17 protein-coding genes are annotated in these 18415 nt (G+C 39.6%); 16 read left to right on the plus strand and 1 reads right to left on the minus strand.

Going from position 1 to position 18415, the window contains the following annotated elements; translation table 11 throughout:
- The 13 genes from RYP29_RS05190 to RYP29_RS05250 form a co-directional block, all read left to right on the plus strand.
- Nucleotides 1-1496: molybdopterin cofactor-binding domain-containing protein (locus tag RYP29_RS05190; RefSeq protein WP_311532549.1), on the plus strand; the 1496-nt coding region annotated here is incomplete at its 5' end.
- A 33-nt stretch (nucleotides 1497-1529) separates the two neighbouring features.
- Nucleotides 1530-2288, plus strand: a complete 759-nt coding sequence (gene yqeC, locus RYP29_RS05195; protein ID WP_005382104.1) for a selenium cofactor biosynthesis protein YqeC — start codon at nucleotides 1530-1532, stop codon at nucleotides 2286-2288.
- Between the two features lie 8 nt (nucleotides 2289-2296).
- Nucleotides 2297-3013, plus strand: a complete 717-nt coding sequence (locus RYP29_RS05200) for a nucleotidyltransferase family protein (RefSeq protein WP_311532550.1) — start codon at nucleotides 2297-2299, stop codon at nucleotides 3011-3013.
- On the plus strand, nucleotides 3010-3822 hold the full coding sequence (yqeB, locus tag RYP29_RS05205) for a selenium-dependent molybdenum cofactor biosynthesis protein YqeB (protein ID WP_005379523.1): 813 nt from the start codon (nucleotides 3010-3012) through the stop codon (nucleotides 3820-3822). The genes RYP29_RS05200 and yqeB overlap by 4 nt, the downstream gene beginning before the upstream one ends.
- Nucleotides 3806-4537 (plus strand): XdhC family protein, encoded by a 732-nt coding sequence (locus tag RYP29_RS05210; protein ID WP_311532551.1) that lies wholly within the window; start codon nucleotides 3806-3808, stop codon nucleotides 4535-4537. Before yqeB ends, RYP29_RS05210 begins: the two co-directional genes overlap by 17 nt.
- Nucleotides 4527-4841, plus strand: a complete 315-nt coding sequence (locus RYP29_RS05215; RefSeq protein WP_005375396.1) for an XdhC family protein — start codon at nucleotides 4527-4529, stop codon at nucleotides 4839-4841. The genes RYP29_RS05210 and RYP29_RS05215 overlap by 11 nt, the downstream gene beginning before the upstream one ends.
- A 99-nt stretch (nucleotides 4842-4940) precedes the next feature.
- A complete protein-coding gene (gene cdaA / locus RYP29_RS05220) occupies nucleotides 4941-5753 on the plus strand; it encodes a diadenylate cyclase CdaA (RefSeq protein ID WP_005375475.1) in 813 nt (270 codons plus the stop codon).
- Nucleotides 5750-6667 (plus strand): CdaR family protein, encoded by a 918-nt coding sequence (locus tag RYP29_RS05225; RefSeq protein ID WP_311532564.1) that lies wholly within the window; start codon nucleotides 5750-5752, stop codon nucleotides 6665-6667. The genes cdaA and RYP29_RS05225 overlap by 4 nt, the downstream gene beginning before the upstream one ends.
- A 2-nt stretch (nucleotides 6668-6669) precedes the next feature.
- Nucleotides 6670-8271, plus strand: a complete 1602-nt coding sequence (locus RYP29_RS05230; protein WP_311532552.1) for an FAD-dependent protein — start codon at nucleotides 6670-6672, stop codon at nucleotides 8269-8271.
- A gap of 135 nt (nucleotides 8272-8406) precedes the next feature.
- Nucleotides 8407-9759, plus strand: a complete 1353-nt coding sequence (glmM, locus tag RYP29_RS05235; RefSeq protein WP_311532553.1) for a phosphoglucosamine mutase — start codon at nucleotides 8407-8409, stop codon at nucleotides 9757-9759.
- Nucleotides 9760-10182: 423 nt separating this feature from the next.
- The gene (locus RYP29_RS05240; RefSeq protein WP_009661727.1) at nucleotides 10183-10893 is read left to right on the plus strand and encodes a YaaW family protein; all 711 of its coding nucleotides are present in this window, start codon (nucleotides 10183-10185) and stop codon (nucleotides 10891-10893) included.
- A gap of 94 nt (nucleotides 10894-10987) precedes the next feature.
- Nucleotides 10988-11542 carry a hypothetical protein gene (locus RYP29_RS05245; protein ID WP_009661775.1) on the plus strand — a complete coding sequence of 185 codons (555 nt, stop codon included), beginning with the start codon at nucleotides 10988-10990 and terminating at the stop codon, nucleotides 11540-11542.
- Between the two features lie 14 nt (nucleotides 11543-11556).
- Nucleotides 11557-12975 carry a hypothetical protein gene (locus RYP29_RS05250; RefSeq protein WP_009661831.1) on the plus strand — a complete coding sequence of 473 codons (1419 nt, stop codon included), beginning with the start codon at nucleotides 11557-11559 and terminating at the stop codon, nucleotides 12973-12975.
- Between the two features lie 103 nt (nucleotides 12976-13078).
- Here RYP29_RS05250 and RYP29_RS05255 read toward each other — a convergent pair whose 3' ends face one another.
- Nucleotides 13079-14431, minus strand: coding sequence for a hypothetical protein (locus tag RYP29_RS05255; protein ID WP_311532554.1), 1353 nt, complete (start codon nucleotides 14429-14431; stop codon nucleotides 13079-13081).
- Nucleotides 14432-14973: 542 nt separating this feature from the next.
- On the opposite strand from RYP29_RS05255, the gene glmS reads away from it, so the two are divergent.
- From glmS to RYP29_RS05270, 3 genes are read left to right on the plus strand one after another with little or no spacing between them, the layout of a single operon-like run.
- Nucleotides 14974-16806: a glutamine--fructose-6-phosphate transaminase (isomerizing) gene (gene glmS / locus RYP29_RS05260; protein WP_311532555.1), complete on the plus strand. Its 1833-nt coding sequence runs from the start codon at nucleotides 14974-14976 to the stop codon at nucleotides 16804-16806.
- Nucleotides 16807-16864: 58 nt separating this feature from the next.
- Entirely contained in the window at nucleotides 16865-17851 is a 987-nt protein-coding gene (trpS, locus tag RYP29_RS05265; RefSeq protein WP_311532556.1) for a tryptophan--tRNA ligase, read from the plus strand.
- 28 nt (nucleotides 17852-17879) lie between these two features.
- Entirely contained in the window at nucleotides 17880-18365 is a 486-nt protein-coding gene (locus tag RYP29_RS05270) for a hypothetical protein (protein ID WP_156930959.1), read from the plus strand.
- Nucleotides 18366-18415 lie beyond the last annotated feature (50 nt).

Raw genomic sequence — 18415 nt, forward strand, 5'->3', positions numbered from 1 at the left:
CAGCATTTGTAACATGGAAATTACAAAAGCCATGTTATTTACTATATGATAGAACGGAAGCACAAACTTGTTCTACTACACGTCATGCTCGTGAATGGTATATCCGCGTAGGGGCTACCAAGGATGGCATTATCCAAGTTATTGACATGGATTCCATTACCGATGCAGGTGCCCATGCAACTCACTGCTTTACGACAACCACAGCGGGGGAACATAAGTCTGTTCCATTGTATAACAAGGCAAAAGCAGTACACTATGGCACCGAAGGGGTTTACATGAACCATACGCCGGGCGGAGCCTTCCGTGGTTATGGCGCTACAGAGGCTTTGTGGCCTTTAGAATGTGCAGTAAACCGTTTGGCGGACGAAATGGGAATCGACCCAGCGGAACTTCGTCAAAAGAATTTGATTGCTGCCGGTGAACGCAGTTTAGTATATGATTCTGATGAAATCATGGATTCTGGCCTATTCCAAGAAACTGTAAATAAGGTTAAGGAAATGGCTCGTTGGGATGAGCGTCCTCATAGTTGGGACATTGATGAGCGCTATCGCGGCGGTTTGGGGATGGCTCTTGCTTTACAAGGGTCCGGTGTTGCTAATATCGATGTAGCATCCGTAGAAATTCGTCTTGGCGATGATGGTAACTACACATTGTATACGGGCTCTTCCGATATGGGGATGGGGGCTAATACAATTCTTACACAAATGGCTTGTGAAGCTCTTGGTTGTCCGATGGAATCTATGACGGTTGTCGAATCTGATACGGATATCGTACCATTTGATCCAGGTTCATACGCATCGAGTACGACTTATGTAACGGGTACAGCTGCGAAGATGGCGGCTGAAGAATTGCGAGAAAAGATAATCAATAAACTAGCCCAATTTATGGATGTTAAACCAGAAGATATTGATTTTGATGGCTTAGTAGGTACGACTAAGGACGGTACAAAGAAAATGTCCGTTCAAGAATTAGCGCCTAAGCTATTAGTCGGAACTACATCCGAACAATTAACGGGGTTCGCAACATGGGGTAGTCATACATCGCCACCACCATTCATGGCTTCTATCGCTGAAGTTAAGGTAGATAAACAAACGGGACAAATTATACCGTTACATATGTATAATTGTGTAGACTGTGGAACCGTTGTGAATCCTAAATTAGCGCGTGTACAGGTTGAAGGCGGCGCAGTACAAGCTATTGGTATGGCTTTGTATGAAGACGTTAGATACTCTAGTAATGGTCGTTTAGAAACTAATAATTTTATGACCTATAAAATTCCTACACGTCAAGATATTGGTGAATTACATACAGCCTTTGTTGAATCATATGAGGAAAGTGGTGCATATGGTGTTAAATCCATCGGTGAAATTGTTATTAATACAGCTTGTCCCGCAATACAACATGCTGTAAAAAATGCAGTTGGTGCGGATATTCGTACATTACCTATGACACCAGAGAAGGTATTTATGGGGATGGACGAGAAATATAAAGTATAACTATTTCTACATTCCTAAAGGGGGCCTCGTGCTATGACATCACAAACGCAGTACTGGAATCGTCTTATCCAACCTGGCATTGTCGCATTGGTTGGGGCTGGCGGCAAAACAACGGTCTTATCTAAGCTAGTCGAGTATGGTCGGTTGCAAGGACAACCTATCGTAGTGACGACTACAACACAGTTGTATGAATCACAAGTGGCTCAATATGAACCTATTTATACAAAGGATATCAACGATGTTGATGAATATTGTACAAAACGTATTCAACAAGGTTATTGTGGTGCCTGGTTTAATGGTATTACACGAACTAAGGTTGATGCTGTAGATTGTGAAAGCATAGATGGCCTTAGTGCGTTACATCCAAACTGGCAAATCGTTGTTGAAGCGGATGGAGCCAAAGAGAAATGGCTTAAGGCACCAAAACATACGGAACCTGTTATCCCAAGTCAAACAAAGACGACTATAGGGGTGGTGAACCTTCAAATGCTGGGCGCATCCCTTGATGAAGATCATGTACATAATTTAGAATTAGTTCAATCCATTGTACATCGCGAAGAAGGTGCCATTGTAACACCTCATATGCTTGCTCAAATCGTGCTTCATAAACAAGGGCTATTCCAATATAGTAAGGGCAAGAAAATCTTGTTCTGCACGGGTTATGACACGGTACAACACCGTATTATTGATGATTTCATAAGTCATGTGGTAGATAGTGATATCACGGCCATTGTGTTGGCTGATGGGTATAAGGCTAGTTGTGAAATTCGTCGTATTATTCAATGTCGCTAGGTAGCAAAATGGAATATAAGACAGGTGAAAGCGCTCCCTTAGGGGGCGCCCTTTCACGAGAAATACCTCGTATTGGCCTTGTTTTGTTAGCCGCAGGTCAGTCTCGACGAATGGGAACAAATAAGCAATTACTTCCGTGGCGCGGAAAGACGATTCTTGATGCTGTATGTCATGCATTACAAATTGGATGGAAACGAACTAATCCTTCTTGGAGTTTAGAAACCTATCCCCTGGTTGTCGTTACAGGTGGGAACCATGATATTGACCATATTGCTAGCAGTTATGGATTTTTCATTATTCATAACGAATGTTCTGATTTAGGTCAAGGTACATCCATCGCATTAGGCGTGAAATACTTGATGAATGAATTTGGCACACGAGCTTTAGATGGTATTATTTGCTCTGTGTCTGATCAACCGTTATTGAATCCAATGGTTGTTGAACAACTCATTACTAGCTTTCAACAGCATAGGGATGAAACAAATAGGACAATCGTAGTACCTAAATATGGAACAACTCAACATCCTGGTAATCCAGTTTTATTTGGTGCCCATTGGTTTGAGGACTTGCAACACATCGAGGGTGATCAAGGTGGACGAACGATCATTCGTGGTGTGGGGCAAAATTTTGTAGAATATGTAAGTATTATTCCTGAATGGGGATTTGATATAGATACGCCAGAGGATTATAACGATTTGCAACATCGTGAAAGTGAGGGTGTATGAAGCCTTTAATACTTGTGCGCGGAGGCGGCGATATCGCTTCCGGTGCAATTTATAGATTGAGACGTGCAGGGTACCCTGTAGTAGTTAATGAAATTGCTATACCTACTATGATTCGCAGAGAGGTGAGTTATGGTAATGCTGTTCATTGCGGTGAAATGATTCTTGAACGGTTGGTTGCACGTCATGTGTGTATCGGTGAAATTCAGGATACGTTATCACAAGGTGTGATTCCTGTTGTAACATCGTCCTATGAAGAGTTATTAGATCAACTGCATCCGGATGTTGTTGTAGATGCCATTTTGGCTAAAAAGAATGTAGGAACTACTAGACTCGATGCACCCTTTGTTATTGGTGTAGGTCCTGGATTTAGCGCTGGCCGCGATGTGAATGTAGTCATCGAAACTATGCGTGGCCATAATTTAGGACGCTGCATTTATGATGGTGAAGCGCAACCGAATACGGGGATTCCTGGCAATGTGGGTGGTTATACACATGAACGGGTGATTCATTCGCCAAAGGCAGGAGTATTTACAGCTAAACGTCATATTGGTGACGAGGTACAAGCTAACGAAGTGATTGGTTATGTTGATGAAGAACCAGTGCGGGCTAAGATTACCGGTACATTACGGGGCATTTTAAAAACGGGACTTATCGTATCTGATCATTTTAAATTGGCTGATGTGGATGCTCGTTGTGAGGAATCGCATTGTTATAGTATTTCTGACAAATCCCTCGCTGTTGGCGGCGGTGTCTTAGAGGCCGTTACTGCATGGGACTATGAAAGGAATAAAGATGGAAAGCATTTATGATATTATGAAAGACCGATTACAGGTGACGGAGCCAACATTTTTGGTGACCATCCTATCGGGGCCTCGTCAAGGGGATAGAACTATCTATAATCAGGATGGGGATATATTATATGGTGACGCTATAGAAGGCTTTACACTAAATAGAGTCAAGCCGAATGCTTTATGTGTATTTGGTAGCACTGAATGTTTTGTTGAACCTGTTGAAAAGGATCCATCTGTACTTGTCCTTGGGGCAGGCCATGTAAGCCGTGCCATTACGGATTTATTATTATTTATCGGATGTCGTGCTACTGTTGTTGATGATCGACCTGAATATGTGGTGCCTGAATTCTTTGATGAGCGTGTAATAAGAAAATGTTTGCCTTTGGATGATTTTAGAGATAAGTTACCTCTTGATGAATATAATGGATTTATTATCGTTACGAGAGCCCATGAATTCGATAACACATGCCTTGAACAATTGAGAAATCAACTGCCTACTTATATGGGTGTTATGGGCAGTCAACAACGCATTCATTATGCATTAGAAAATTTGAAAGCCAAAGGTTGGACGCAAGAGGAACTCGATATGATCTATGCTCCTATTGGTCTAGATTTAGGTGCTCAAACACCAGAGGAAATTGCTTTATCTATCGTCAGTGAGTACCTTGCTGTTGTACGAGGTAAACAAGGTCAGTTTTTACGCAGAAAGAGAGTTGTAAGTCATGAATCGTGAGTTTGTAGAATATTTAAGTCAACGCACAGATGAAACACTAGCAGTGGCAACAATTCTTCATACGGCTGGTTCTACGCCTCGTAAAGCAGGTACCTCGATGGTTGTATTTCCTGATGGATCTATTTTTGGCACTATTGGCGGTGGCCGCGCAGAAAATGAAATACGCCTCAGTGCTATTGATTCCATGAAGAAGAAGGAGCAACATCGACGTATTGAAGTAAAATTAAATGATGATATAGCCGTAAAAGAAGGCATGGTCTGTGGCGGTTGCATGGATGTATGGATTAAAACGCAGAATGTATGACTTCGTTTTAAATTTACAGTGCTCATAAAATGCGATAAAATATAAGGTACAGCTAATGTAATGGCTGTACCTTATTATTTTGTATAAGGAGTTGCACATATGCATTTTGAAGCCCTCATACATACCTTTAGAATCCTTGATCTCATCGATATCTTGACGGTTGCTATCGGTATTTATTATATGTATAAACTCTTAAAGGATACACGCGCTGTAGCCTTGTTGAAAGGGTTATTATTTTTGGCTATTTTGAATGTTTTAAGCCATGTAATGAATCTGTATGTTATTAACTGGATTCTCCAACAAGGGATGACCGTTATCCTCTTTGCGTTACCTGTCGTGTTCCAACCGGAACTACGTCGTGCCTTAGAACAACTTGGGCGTGGCCGTATTTTTAGTAAAGCACAGAATGTAAACGAAGAAGAAATGGACATGGCTATCAATGAAGTGATGGCTGCTGCACGCGTTATGTCTCGTGAACATACAGGGGCCCTCATCGTATTTGAACGCGAGGTAGGCTTAAACGACTTTATTGATACAGGCATTATTGTTGATGCTGTACTCAGTCGGGAATTGATTAAAAATATTTTCGTTCCTAGTACACCTCTTCATGATGGGGCTATGATTATCCGTAATGGCCGCATTCAGGCTGCAGGTTGTCTATTGCCGCTTACCGAGGACCGTACATTGAGTACCGAACTTGGTACACGTCATCGCGCGGCTATCGGTCTGTCTGAACAAACAGATGCAGTTGTCGTTGTTGTCAGCGAAGAAACGGGTGTCATTTCTTATACCTATGGTGGACATATTTATCGTCACTTACCAGAAGATCAAATTAAAGAGGCCCTTCGTACATTTATGGAAAGACCTCGTCAAAATATTACGAGTATGTGGAAATGGGGTGGCAAGAAATGATGATTCATTTGAAACGCAACTGGCCTGCAAAAATACTTTCATTGTTGGCAGCCATCGTCATGTGGTTTTTTATTATGCGCGACCAAAATCCTGTGATGGAGGTTTCCTATACGGTGCCTGTACAGGTGCAAAATTTGGCAGCTAATTACATCATAGAGGATGCACCTCAATATGTACGCGTTACGCTTAGTGGGCCACGCGATACGATTATTAATTTGAAGTCTGAAAACCTTAAGGCCTATATAGATGCGTCAGGGGTTTCAACGGGTCAAAATAATGTGACTATCCATTTTAATCCACCATCGGGGATGAACATAGTTGAGATTAAACCTGATACGGTAACGATTAATGTTGATGAATTTGCGTCAAAGAAATTACCTGTTGAAATTGTGCCAATCGGACAAATTCCGGATAATGTAGCATTAAAATCGGTCACAGTCATTCCAAAAGAAGTTACCGTATCCGGTCGCAAACAACAAGTAATGGCTGCTACACGAGTTGTCATGAAGGTTAATGTGGCTGGACAAACTAAAAACTTTAGTGCTGTTGCTGATTTAGAAGCTTGGGATAATGCGGGCAATGTGCTCGATGTAAATATTAGCCCAACACAAGGTCAAGCACAGTATGAATTAAATTTACTTAGAAAAGATAAAGCCGTACCTATTTCGGCAATAACCGTAGGTCAAGTAGCGGATGGCTATGAAGTCAAAGGTATTACGATTAAGCCTGTACAAGTAACAATTACAGGCCGTGAAGAAATGGTGGATTCTGTTTCGGATCTTAAAACGGAATCTATTGATATAAGTAATGCTACGGCACCTATTGATGGTACCTATAATATAGTAATTCCTGATGGCCTTACTAGTAAGATGACTACGGTTCATGTAACAGTGGATATACAAAGAAAAGCATAGATATGATAAGAATAATAAATCTTCGCGTAGCCGTTACCGTAAAGGCTACGATTGAGGAAATAGTAGAAAAGAAATACCCTCAACTAAAGGGATATATACAGAAAATTCATGTGGTAAGACGTGCTGTTGATGCTCGTAAGAAACCTAATATTGTATTTGTGTACACCCTATTTGTAGAGGCTCAACATGAAGAAAAAATCATCAAGAAACTAGGCAAGCAAAAGGATGTTACCTTATTTACACCTGAGGATCCAGAACCGATTGTAATTGGTGACAGACCTTTAGCACATAGGCCTGTTGTGATGGGCTTTGGTCCCGCAGGTATGATGGCGGCCTTTTACTTAGCCCGTGAAGGCTATTGCCCTATCGTGTTAGAACGGGGACAAGATGTAGATACTCGTGCGAAGGATGTAGAAACATTTTGGAAAACGGGAACCTTTAAACCGGAATCGAATGTTCAATTCGGTGAAGGTGGGGCCGGTACATTTTCTGATGGTAAATTGACTACGCGCGTCACACATCCGCGGTTGCATGAAATTTCAAAATACTTTGTAGAATTCGGGGCACCGGAAGAAATCCTATACAAGCATAAACCTCACGTAGGAACAGATAAATTACGTCATATGGTAAAAGCCATGCGTGAGCGCATTATCGAATGGGGCGGCGAAGTCCGCTTTGGAGCTAAGGTAACCGATGTATTTGTTGATCAGGACCGTGTGGTCGGTATCGAGGTGAATGGTGCGGAACGTATTGATACGACTCTAGTTTTATCTGGTGTAGGTCATAGTGCACGAGATACGTATGAAATGTTATTTAAACGCGGTATCGATATGATAGCTAAACCATTTGCTATCGGTGTTCGCATTGAGCATCCTCAAGATGTCATCGATCAATCTCAGTACGGTGTGGATCCAAGAAGTCTAGGTTTAGGTGCTGCTGAGTATTCCTTGGTATATCATGATAAAGAATCGGGGCGTACGGCCTATAGCTTCTGTATGTGTCCTGGTGGGCAAGTGGTCGCATCTGCGTCCGAACCGGGCGGTGTTGTAACCAATGGTATGAGCTTGTATGCTCGTGATAGTGGCGTTGCAAATAGTGCTATCGTCGTGAACGTAGGCCCTGATGATTTTGGCACACACCCTCTAGATGGCGTGGCCTTTCAACGAGAATGGGAACGCAAGGCTTATGAACTAGGTGGGTCAAACTTTAATGCACCGGCTCAAACAGTAGGTTCTTTCTTAGGGCAGGCTGATGCGCCGTCTGTTGAAAGCAGTATACATAGTTATGAACCTCGTATCGTAGATTGCGATTTGCACCAGTGCTTGCCTGATTATGTATCGTCCGTTTTAGAACGGGCCTTACCGTATTGGGGACGCCGTATCAAAGGCTTTGATAACCCTGAAATTTGTATGACCGGCGTTGAAACGCGCACATCTTCACCGCTTCGTATGGGCCGTGACGATAATCGCGTATCTACTACAGTGGGCGGCTTCTATCCGATGGGGGAAGGTGCTGGTTATGCAGGCGGTATCATGAGTGCTGCCTTAGATGGTGCAGAAACAGCGATTGCGTGCATGAGTATGTATGCAAGACCTAATAAATGATACTTTCACCAATAGATTTATAAATTTACGTGTTATGGTGAAATTTCAACCTGGATTTTATAAATTGTACAAACTCGTGTGATATAATACACACAACATAGATTGAAATACATTCGTTTGTAGACGGAGGAAAATATGGCTCGATTATTTGGTACCGATGGTGTACGTGGCGTTGTTAATGAATTTTTAACACCTGAATTGGCATATCATTTGGGACGTGCAGCGGCAACACATTTTGGTAAAGTAAAAGAACATCCTACATTTTTAATCGGTAGAGATACGCGTATCTCTGGTTCCATGTTGGAATGTGCATTGGCATCTGGTATTTGTTCTGTAGGCGGCAATGTAGTTATGGCTGGCGTTATTCCTACACCTGCTGTAGCCTACCTAGTAAAACAACAAGGCTTTGATGCGGGCGCTGTTATTTCTGCATCTCATAACCCCTTCCCAGATAATGGTATTAAATTCTTTGATGGTAGTGGCTTTAAATTACCAGACGAAGTAGAAGATCAATTAGAAGTATATGTACGTCAAAGTGCAGATAATGAGTTACCTCGCCCTACAGGCGCTGGCATTGGTCGTGTAGAATATAATGCAAATCTTGCACACCACTATGCGCACTTTGTTCGCCATACAATCGATACATCTCTCGAAGGTATGACTATCGTTTATGATGGTGCCAATGGCGCTGCTTCTAGCGTAGGTCCTGAAATCTTGTCTGGCCTTGGTGCAAAGGTTATCAATATCAATGTTAATCCAGATGGTTTGAACATCAATCATCATTGTGGTTCTACCCATATTGAAGGATTGCAAGTGGCTGTTCAACAACACCATGCTGATTTAGGCATTGCCAATGATGGTGATGCAGACCGTTGCTTGTTAGTAGACGAAAAAGGTCAAGTCCTCGATGGCGACCAAATCATGCTTTTATGTGCTCTTAAATTGAAAGAAGGGGGCAAACTTAAAGGCGATACTGTAGTTGGTACTGTTATGAGTAATATTGGCTTCCATAAAGCAGCTGAAGAACTTGGTATGAAAACCGTTTCCACTGCCGTTGGTGACCGTTATGTATTAGAATACATGCGTGAACATGACCTCTCCATTGGTGGCGAACAATCCGGCCATGTTATCTTCCTTGATCACAATACAACTGGTGATGGCATGTTAACAGCGGTTCAAGTGGCAGCTCTTGTAAAAGAAAAAGGCCAACCACTTTCTGAATTGGCTGGCATCATGACAAAATACCCACAAGTTCTTGTAAACGTACGCGTTGCTACAAAAACAGGTTGGGAAGAAAACGATATCATCAAAGCTGCTATCGTAACAGCTGAAGGTGAACTTGGTGACGAAGGTCGCGTACTCGTACGTGCATCCGGTACAGAACCACTCATCCGCGTTATGGCTGAAGGGCCTAATCAAGAAGAATTACAATCCTTATGTCAAGAAATTGCCGATATTATTGGAAGAGAACAAGGACTTGCGGAATAAAAGTAGGGTGTGAGGCGGCAGAGAAACTTGCGAGGATGAAGTCCGCACATCCCTTTGTTCCGAGCATAAGATTTTGCGTAGCGAAATCCAAAGTGAGAAACCATTTTTACTAAGATTAATTCTATGGATCTGATAATAGTGAATCCATTCTACAAATTCATATAGATATAGAAAAATCTCCTATATATGCCTCTTTGAACCTCTTTTGTTGAGTTGCTATTGGCGTATATAGGGGATTTTTTTATTCAATTCAGAATTGATGAGAATAAATATGTACTTTAAATATGTGGAAGAATTGACACGTTTTAATAGGTGGACATTGACTAAGAATTTGATATAATTTATAATTTGTTCATGAGTAAATCATGAATTATTCATGATTAAATTAAGAGAGAGCTGATTGTTAAAGTAAAAGGAGCTCTTATGGATCAAAATCTTGAATTTATGGCCCAAATGCCCGAGGAACAATTACAAGTATTCGTTGATACGTTGATTGAAAAGGGTGGAATTACAGAAACTTTATCTGTATCAGAAGATTATAAGCAGTATGGTAAAAATTATGCTAAATATTGGCATAGAATTGAAGAAGAATATCGAGCTTTTGGTAGTAATACAATCACTAGCATTTTTTCTGGCCCCAATACATATAGAGAAATTTTAGAAAAAGTATTAAAACAATGTAAAGTTAATTTTTATTCTTCTGATTCAATTGAGACTATGGAAGAATTATTATTGGAATCGATAATAAAAGATATGTGGGAAAAACTATCTCCATCTGAACGAATTGCATTGTTATCGGACTTGAAGGATGATGTTAATAATATCGATTTTAATTCTATTGGAGGTATAACCTCTTCTATGTTAATTCAAGTATTTAGAGCTGGTGGGTTTGCATCCTATAAAATTACATTAATTATTGTGAATGCAATTGCAAAAACAATTTTAGGTCGAGGGTTAAGTCTGGCTGTAAATGCGGGGATTACTAGAGGTTTATCTATTTTAGTGGGGCCGATAGGTATAATATTAACTGCATTATGGTCTATTTACGATATAGCAGGACCAGCATATAGAGTTATTATTCCTTGTACTATTCTCATCGCAGCCTATAGAAAAATGGAACTTAGTAAACAATAATATTATTTAATAGATTTAATGTTGAGGATACCTCTTTTGTATAAATTGTATATTGCTTTTGTGGAAGTTTAGTTCAGATGAGGAGCAAAATATTATGGGTGAATATATTACTGATAAAAATAAAATGAAATTTCAGAGTCAAGATGCATTAAAATTTGTAGAAAATGTTATCAATGAAGCCTCAGCTGCAATTGATGATAAAAGCATGACAATTAATAATTCTCCATTGGGGGAAACAGCAGCTGGAGCATTGGGTGTTGGAGCTGGTGCAGGGGTAGGCTTTGCTGGATTATATTTTGGTGGATCTGTAGCTGGACTAAGTGCAGCTGGAATTACTAGTGGACTAGCTGCCGCGGGGACATTGGTTGGCGGCGGTATGGCTGCAGGAGTAGCAGTACTGGCTGCACCCGCTGTAATTCTTGGTGGTATTGGTGTAGGGGTAGCATCACATATTAAAAATAAAAAATTAAGAGATGCAAAGAGTATTGTTTATAAAAATGCTTTAGCAAAGCAAACAGCTATTATGAAAGCATTAAAAGAAGAAGCTGATGCCGATAAGGAGCGACTTAAATATTTAAATGGATTAAATGAATTGTTAAAAGCTGCTATTAAAGATTTGGGTTATGATTTGGGAATTGATGTGGAATAGGGAGACGTTTATATTTGAGTCAATTTAGATATTCGGATGATGAGTATGCTATAAATCGTATTTTGAAACTAAATCAAGATATATCAAAAACTATATCTAAAAATCATGAACTTTTTGAACAAAGGAATAAAGCGGATTCAAATATAGAATCTACGAAAGAATTATTAATAAAGTTAGGAAAAAAGAAAGATATTAAGAAATTATCAATTGAAGTTGATAATAAGAAGGATAATAGAAGATTAAATCATAGGCCCATAATTCAGGATTGGGAAAGTCTTCTTGCTGAAGCAAATATTAGAGACCCTAAGCAGATTGTATTAGAAGATATTATGTCTGATATTGAGATAAATCAGTCTTTTAATGAATATAATAAGATTGAGGCACAATTTTCAGATAAAACTGGTATTTTTAATAAAACGGATTTATCATTTTTAGTTATTGCAACCGCTTTACAGGTATTAAAAACACTACTTTTTCCATATGTTTCAAAAAAATTTGGTTATGGTGATAGTTTCAATCCTGATGATAGATTAGCTCATAATGATAAATCTATTGAAGCAGAACATAGAGAAGCCAATAATAATTTTAGAGATAAATTTCAGAAACGGTATAAATCGGGCTATTGGATTAATATGTTATATCAGACACCTCCATACGATATAACTGCTGGTTCAAAAGATTTGGGAATAAATATGGGCGGGAAGGCGCATAGAATGTATACTTTGGGTCATGACCCTGTTTTAGGGTGGCTATTTGGTACAGCTAATATATTGACTGATTGTATTACATTTAATTCGTTTGCAAATCATCGAGTTTCAAGAGTGGACCCATTAACTTCTAAAAAGAAGATGAGAATTACAGCTGAGCAGGTTCCATTAACAATGATGTTTAAAGAGTGCTATGATATGTGCCTTGCAAATAAGTTAAATTTGCCAGCAGCTATTTTTGCTCAAGCACTACATTATAAGTCTGATATTTTTACGAAAATGGGATTACCAGTTCCATTATTGTCAAGTTTTAATGAGAATTTTGCTAGTAAATTATATGATGAACATTATGATGCATTATGCTTAGCTCGCGATATGAAGATTATTGGTGCTTCGTTTGTTATTTCTAAAGTGATAGATATAATTATTACACTTACACATGGCTTATTTTATACTGATGAAGTATCTAAAGACTTATATGAAGTACGGACACGAAAAATTCTTCTTATATCTAATTCGATTGCATCTTCTAGTACTGTTATTAATACATTAATAACAAAAGATTTTTGCAAACTTGATATTGGTAGTTTGCTAAATACTATAGGAAACCTTTTTACAGATATTAGATTTATCTTTAGAATCAAAGAAGAGTTTATAGAAAGTGAGATTTCTAATAGTTTACAGAAGGAGTTAGATGAGATAGATTATTTATTTGAATGTTTTTGATTAATAATATGTATTATAAAAAATTAAGAATGTTGTTATAATAAAAAATAGTAAGGTAGAAGTTAGTTTATCGAGTTCTACCTTACTATTTTTATGTTATATATTATTTATCAGCCACAACAAGTTTATATCCATTCAAGTGAATATTACTGCCCGTTATATCTTCGTTTGTTAAGGATTTTACATAGCTGTCGCCCGTAAGTGTCCAAGAGGAGTCTTTGCTGAGTTTTAGTGTAACTTCTTTTGCTGTATTGTCAGTGTTTACAGCACCAACGAGGCTGGATCCATTTGTCATGTCTAGTGCAATGGTGCTGATGGCATCTGCTACGATATTACCGTTTAAGGCTTGGTTGGATGCACGGAGTGTAAGGTGACCACCGTTTTCACCAGTTTTTCCCCAACGGCTGTCTGCCGCTGCTTTCACTAAGGTAGTGGTATTTGGTGTGGAAATGGAGTTACCAGTAAGGTCCACCTCTGCAGTAGTGTTGTTTACATAGAGGAACGCGCCTGTAGCGTGAGATGTGAGCGTATTATTTTCGGCTTTGAGGCGTGCAATACCGCTTTCAGCATCGCCAGAGAAGCTTTGGTAGAGCATGAATCCGTTATCTTTATTCCCCGTTACATTAGAATTTGTAAGGGTAATAGAGTTTTTACCTTCTACGACGCCGATTTCACTATTCTTAGCTTCACCTGTAATGTAGTCTGCTGTGATGTTCCCAGTGGAGTAAATGATAGGACTACCTTCGCCGGATGTCATCAATTTTGCAGCCTCTGCTGTGATTGTGCCTTCGCCGCGGTCTGTGGCAAGCGTAGCGGAGTGAGCACCTTCGGTTGTAATGGTAAGGTTTTTACCATTCACAGTGCCTTTATAGGTGGCGTCTAAACCGCGAGAGGAATCGCTTTTTGTATGAATGTTAGTGTTCTCTACGTTGATGATAGAACCTTCACCAGTGGCAAACACTGCATTTGAACCATTGGAATTGGATGTAATATTGCTGCCCTTTATGTTGATTTGACTACCATCGATGCCAAGGATTACTGCGTTTTGACCACGGAAATTACTGTTGTCATCGCTTGTCGTATTGCCGGTTTTATCGAATACACTGTTTTCGATGTTTACGACTGCTTTATGTTTGCCGATGAACGCATTTTGATCGGATGTTGTATTGGACATCAATTCATGGGCAATAGATTTATTTTCTGTTACAACAGTAGTACCTGTGAAAGTATTAGGATTCGCTTCGGCTTTTGGAGCTGGACCATTAGGTGCACTCATCGGTGGATTTCCTGCTGGCGGAGTATTTGGTATGTCTTCTGCAAAGGTTGGAAGGAATGCCAATGTAGAAAGGGCGGCACCTAATACTGCAGGTAGCACCCAACGGCGTAATTTTCTATATGAATGTTTATGGTGAAGGGCTGTTGTCTTTTTATGTGTTTTGTTATTTTGTATATTCATTTTAATCTCTCCTTTTAGACAATAAATATTTATCATGTAAATTTTAATAAATATGATTGTATAAAATTTTTATAATAAATAGTATAATGATGGTGTATGAGTAATCTATGAAATTATTTGGTTCTATGGAGCCTTGTGAGAATAAGCGCTATATCTCGTGTTTAATACTTTAACAAGGCCTAGATTCTTTACATTCATTACATCGATTTAGTATAATATAATTTAGTATGATTACAATTGTACTAGTTCTGCCACATATTAGTGAAAGGAGTTCCAAATTCGTAAAGGCGAATAGCGCATGTACCCATGGAGGCAGCCATTAGGGTAGACGAGGGGAAGGGTTATCGAATCATCAGCGGATGCTCTTCCGGCATGTTCATGTCGTAACAAGTACTAAAAATCCCGTCGGTAACGATGGGGACAAAGGGTATTTGATTGAACAATTTTAGAATAGTAATTAACATATTACATAGAACATTAATTTGTTAGCCTTAGTGAATGGCTGGGGCTATGAACGCCCCCAGTTATAGGAGGATATACTTATGTGCGGTATCGTAGGATACATTGGCTTTAATCAAGCATCTGATTTCTTGTTGGACGGTATGGCGAAATTAGAATACCGTGGTTATGACTCTGCAGGTATTGCCGTTATCGGACCTGAAAATGTCATCAAAATTCAAAAAAAGGTTGGCCGTCTTGCTAACTTAGAAGCAATCGTGAAAGCAGACCCTAACGAAGGGACTGTAGGTATTGGTCATACACGTTGGGCTACACATGGTCGTCCATCCGATATGAACGCCCATCCTCATGCATCTGAAGATGGTAAATTTGCTGTTGTTCACAACGGCATTATTGAAAACTATATGCCGTTGAAAGAAGAGCTTATCGAAAAAGGGTACCATTTCAAATCTGAAACTGATACAGAAGTAGTCGCTCATCTATTAGAAGATATGTACGATGGTGATTTTGTGGGCACTGTACGCCGCATGCTCAATCGTGTTGACGGTGCATACGCTCTTGAAATTATCTGTGCTGATGAGCCAGACAAAATCATTTGTACTAAAAAAGAAAACCCATTGGTTATCGGCCTTGGCAAAGGGGAAAACTTCGTTGCTTCCGATATTCCAGCAATCATTAACTATACACGTGATACATATATCTTGAACGATGGTGAACTAGCTATCGTAACGCGTGATAATGTATCCGTATTTGACCGTAAAGGCAATCCTATCGATAAAGAAGTATTCCATGTTAACTGGAATGCAGAAGCTGCAGAAAAGGGCGGTTATGAACATTTCATGTTGAAAGAAATTCATGACCAACCAAAAGCTGTGCGCGATACATTTGGTACACACATCTCTGAAGATGGCAAAACTGCTGTTTTTGATGAGTTAAATTGGACTGCTGATGATGTAGCAGCTTTCAATAAAATCCTCATCGTTGCATGTGGTACAGCATACCATGCAGGTCTTGTAACAAAACAATATATTGAAAACTTGGCGCGCATTCCTGTAAATGTGGAAATTGCATCTGAGTACCGTTATAGCAATCCGTTGACTGATGATAAAACATTATGTATCGTTATCAGTCAATCCGGTGAAACATCCGATACATTGGCTGCTTTGAAAGAGGCTAAACGTCATGGCGCTAAATCCTTGGCAATTACAAACGTAGTAGGTTCCAGTATTTCCCGTGAAGCAGATAACACTGTGTACACATGGGCAGGTCCTGAAATCTCTGTAGCGTCTACAAAAGCGTATACTACTCAATTAGTAGCAGGCTTGTTGTTCGCTGTATACCTTGGCCAATTAAATGGTAAAATGGATCCGGCTTTAGGCGAAGAAATCCTTTGCGGTGTTAAAAACTTGCCTACATTGATTCATGAAATCTTTGAAGTAGACGAAGATATGAAAGCCTTTGCAAAACATTACGGCTTCAAATCTGATGCGTTCTTCTTGGGTCGTGCTATCGACTACGCAGTAGCGATGGAAGGTGCTTTGAAATTGAAAGAAATTTCTTACATCCATGCTGAAGCATATGCTGGTGGCGAGTTGAAACATGGTACATTGGCTCTTATTGAAGAAGGCGTACCTGTTATCGCATTGGCTACACAAGAAGATGTGTACGATAAGATGATTAGCAACATCCGTGAAGTAAAAGCTCGTGAAGCTGTTGTAATCGGTATTGGCATGAAAGGTGACGAAGAATTATCTAAACACGTAGACCATACAATCTATGTGCCTCGTGCAAATAAATTCATCGCTCCAATCCTTGCGGTTGTACCATTGCAATTATTGGCGTACTACGCAGCGATTACACGCGGCGCAGATGTAGATAAACCACGTAACTTGGCTAAATCTGTAACCGTAGAATAATATATATAACCAACAGTGCTTCGGCACTGTTGGTTTATTTCAATATAGGGAGACTATTATGGCAGTTATATTTTCCGGCATCCAACCAAGTGGGGAATTAACACTTGGTAACTATTTGGGAGCTTTACGTAATTTCTTAGACTATCAAGATACTGATGAATGTTACTATTGTATCGTTAATCAACATGCGATTACAGTACCGCAAGATCCAAAAGAGTTATTTCAAAATACTCGTAATTTGGCAGCGTTATATCTTGCTGTTGGCCTAGATCCTAAAAAGGTAACATTATTTGTTCAATCCGAAGTACCTGAACATGTAAAACTTGGTTGGGTTATGCAATCTATTAGCTATGTAGGCGAATTAGAACGTATGACACAATATAAGGATAAGTCTCAAAAGCAAGGTGACTCTATTCCTACAGCGTTGCTTACGTATCCACCATTGATGGCGGCAGATATTTTGTTATATGGTACTAACTATGTTCCAGTAGGGGAAGACCAAAAACAACATCTTGAATTGACTCGTAATTTGGCAGAGCGTTTTAACCGTAGATTTGGCGAAACTTTCGTAGTACCTGATATCAAGGTAGGTGAAGGTGGTGCTCGCGTTATGAGCTTACAAGAGCCAACTAAGAAAATGAGTAAATCTGACGATAACCAAAATGCTACAATTCGTCTTTTGGATGCGCCAGACTTAATCGTGAAAAAATTGAAACGCGCTCAAACTGACTCTGATAACGCGGTGCGTTACGATAAAGAAAACAAACCTGGCATTTCTAACTTGATGGGCATTTATCGTGCCATTACAAAAGATAGCTATGAAAAAATTGAAGAAATGTATGCTGGCAAAGGGTATGGCGCATTTAAATCGGATATTGCTGATTTGCTTGTAGCAACACTTGAACCAATTCAACAACGATACAATGAACTCATAACAAGCCCTGAACTAGATGTCATTTTAGATGAAGGTGCTGCAAAAGCACATGCAAAAGCATCTATGATGTATCGCAAGGTTGAACAAGCGATGGGGCTTTGCCGTAAATAAGTATTTACATACGCTTTTGAGGTCAATTATGACAAAACAAGAGGTAAGCGAACGATTTTCGGGTGGCCGTGTAAAGCACATGGTCACCACACATAAGGCCGTACAGTGGCTAGGACGGATTCTAGGCATTGTAATTTGTGTTGCCCTCATTAAATGGGCCCCACATGATATAGGTAATCGCATGCTTTGTTATGCATTGGTCGTTTGCTTGTTATGGTGGGTACACGGGCTCGATGTAGTGCTCGTATATATTTGTGAAAAAGGCTTTGTTATCAAACAGAGACCGACAAATTTACGTGACTATTTTCGTAGTGCCATTAATTTAGATGATTACTATGTGTATGTTCCTTTTGAAAGCGTAGTTGGGTTTACGCCTGATTGGAAAGAACTACAAGCCGTTAATACTCATGGTGGCATTTATGTAGTACCTTTAGATCTGCAACTTGCACCGTATAAGGATAAAATGCGCCTTCAAGCCGCCATAAAACATTATAGAGATACACATGATATATAATTTTGTAAATTTATTGATTTAACTATTTACAACTTTAACACGCTAAAGTA

Origin of the sequence: uncultured Veillonella sp. (assembly GCF_963534045.1) — a bacterium.
Taxonomy (GTDB): Bacteria; Bacillota; Negativicutes; order Veillonellales; family Veillonellaceae; genus Veillonella.

Excerpts from the sequence above, each read along its gene's own strand:
- yqeC (WP_005382104.1), top strand. The coding sequence starts at position 1,530 with ATGACATCACAAACGCAGTACTGGAATCGTCTTATCCAACCTGGCATT.
- RYP29_RS05200 (WP_311532550.1), top strand. The coding sequence starts at position 2,297 with ATGGAATATAAGACAGGTGAAAGCGCTCCCTTAGGGGGCGCCCTTTCA.
- yqeB (WP_005379523.1), top strand. The coding sequence starts at position 3,010 with ATGAAGCCTTTAATACTTGTGCGCGGAGGCGGCGATATCGCTTCCGGT.
- RYP29_RS05210 (WP_311532551.1), top strand. The coding sequence starts at position 3,806 with ATGGAAAGCATTTATGATATTATGAAAGACCGATTACAGGTGACGGAG.
- RYP29_RS05215 (WP_005375396.1), top strand. The coding sequence starts at position 4,527 with ATGAATCGTGAGTTTGTAGAATATTTAAGTCAACGCACAGATGAAACA.
- cdaA (WP_005375475.1), top strand. The coding sequence starts at position 4,941 with ATGCATTTTGAAGCCCTCATACATACCTTTAGAATCCTTGATCTCATC.
- RYP29_RS05225 (WP_311532564.1), top strand. The coding sequence starts at position 5,750 with ATGATGATTCATTTGAAACGCAACTGGCCTGCAAAAATACTTTCATTG.
- RYP29_RS05230 (WP_311532552.1), top strand. The coding sequence starts at position 6,670 with ATGATAAGAATAATAAATCTTCGCGTAGCCGTTACCGTAAAGGCTACG.
- glmM (WP_311532553.1), top strand. The coding sequence starts at position 8,407 with ATGGCTCGATTATTTGGTACCGATGGTGTACGTGGCGTTGTTAATGAA.
- RYP29_RS05240 (WP_009661727.1), top strand. The coding sequence starts at position 10,183 with ATGGATCAAAATCTTGAATTTATGGCCCAAATGCCCGAGGAACAATTA.
- RYP29_RS05245 (WP_009661775.1), top strand. The coding sequence starts at position 10,988 with ATGGGTGAATATATTACTGATAAAAATAAAATGAAATTTCAGAGTCAA.
- RYP29_RS05255 (WP_311532554.1), bottom strand. The coding sequence starts at position 14,431 with ATGAATATACAAAATAACAAAACACATAAAAAGACAACAGCCCTTCAC.
- glmS (WP_311532555.1), top strand. The coding sequence starts at position 14,974 with ATGTGCGGTATCGTAGGATACATTGGCTTTAATCAAGCATCTGATTTC.
- trpS (WP_311532556.1), top strand. The coding sequence starts at position 16,865 with ATGGCAGTTATATTTTCCGGCATCCAACCAAGTGGGGAATTAACACTT.
- RYP29_RS05270 (WP_156930959.1), top strand. The coding sequence starts at position 17,880 with ATGACAAAACAAGAGGTAAGCGAACGATTTTCGGGTGGCCGTGTAAAG.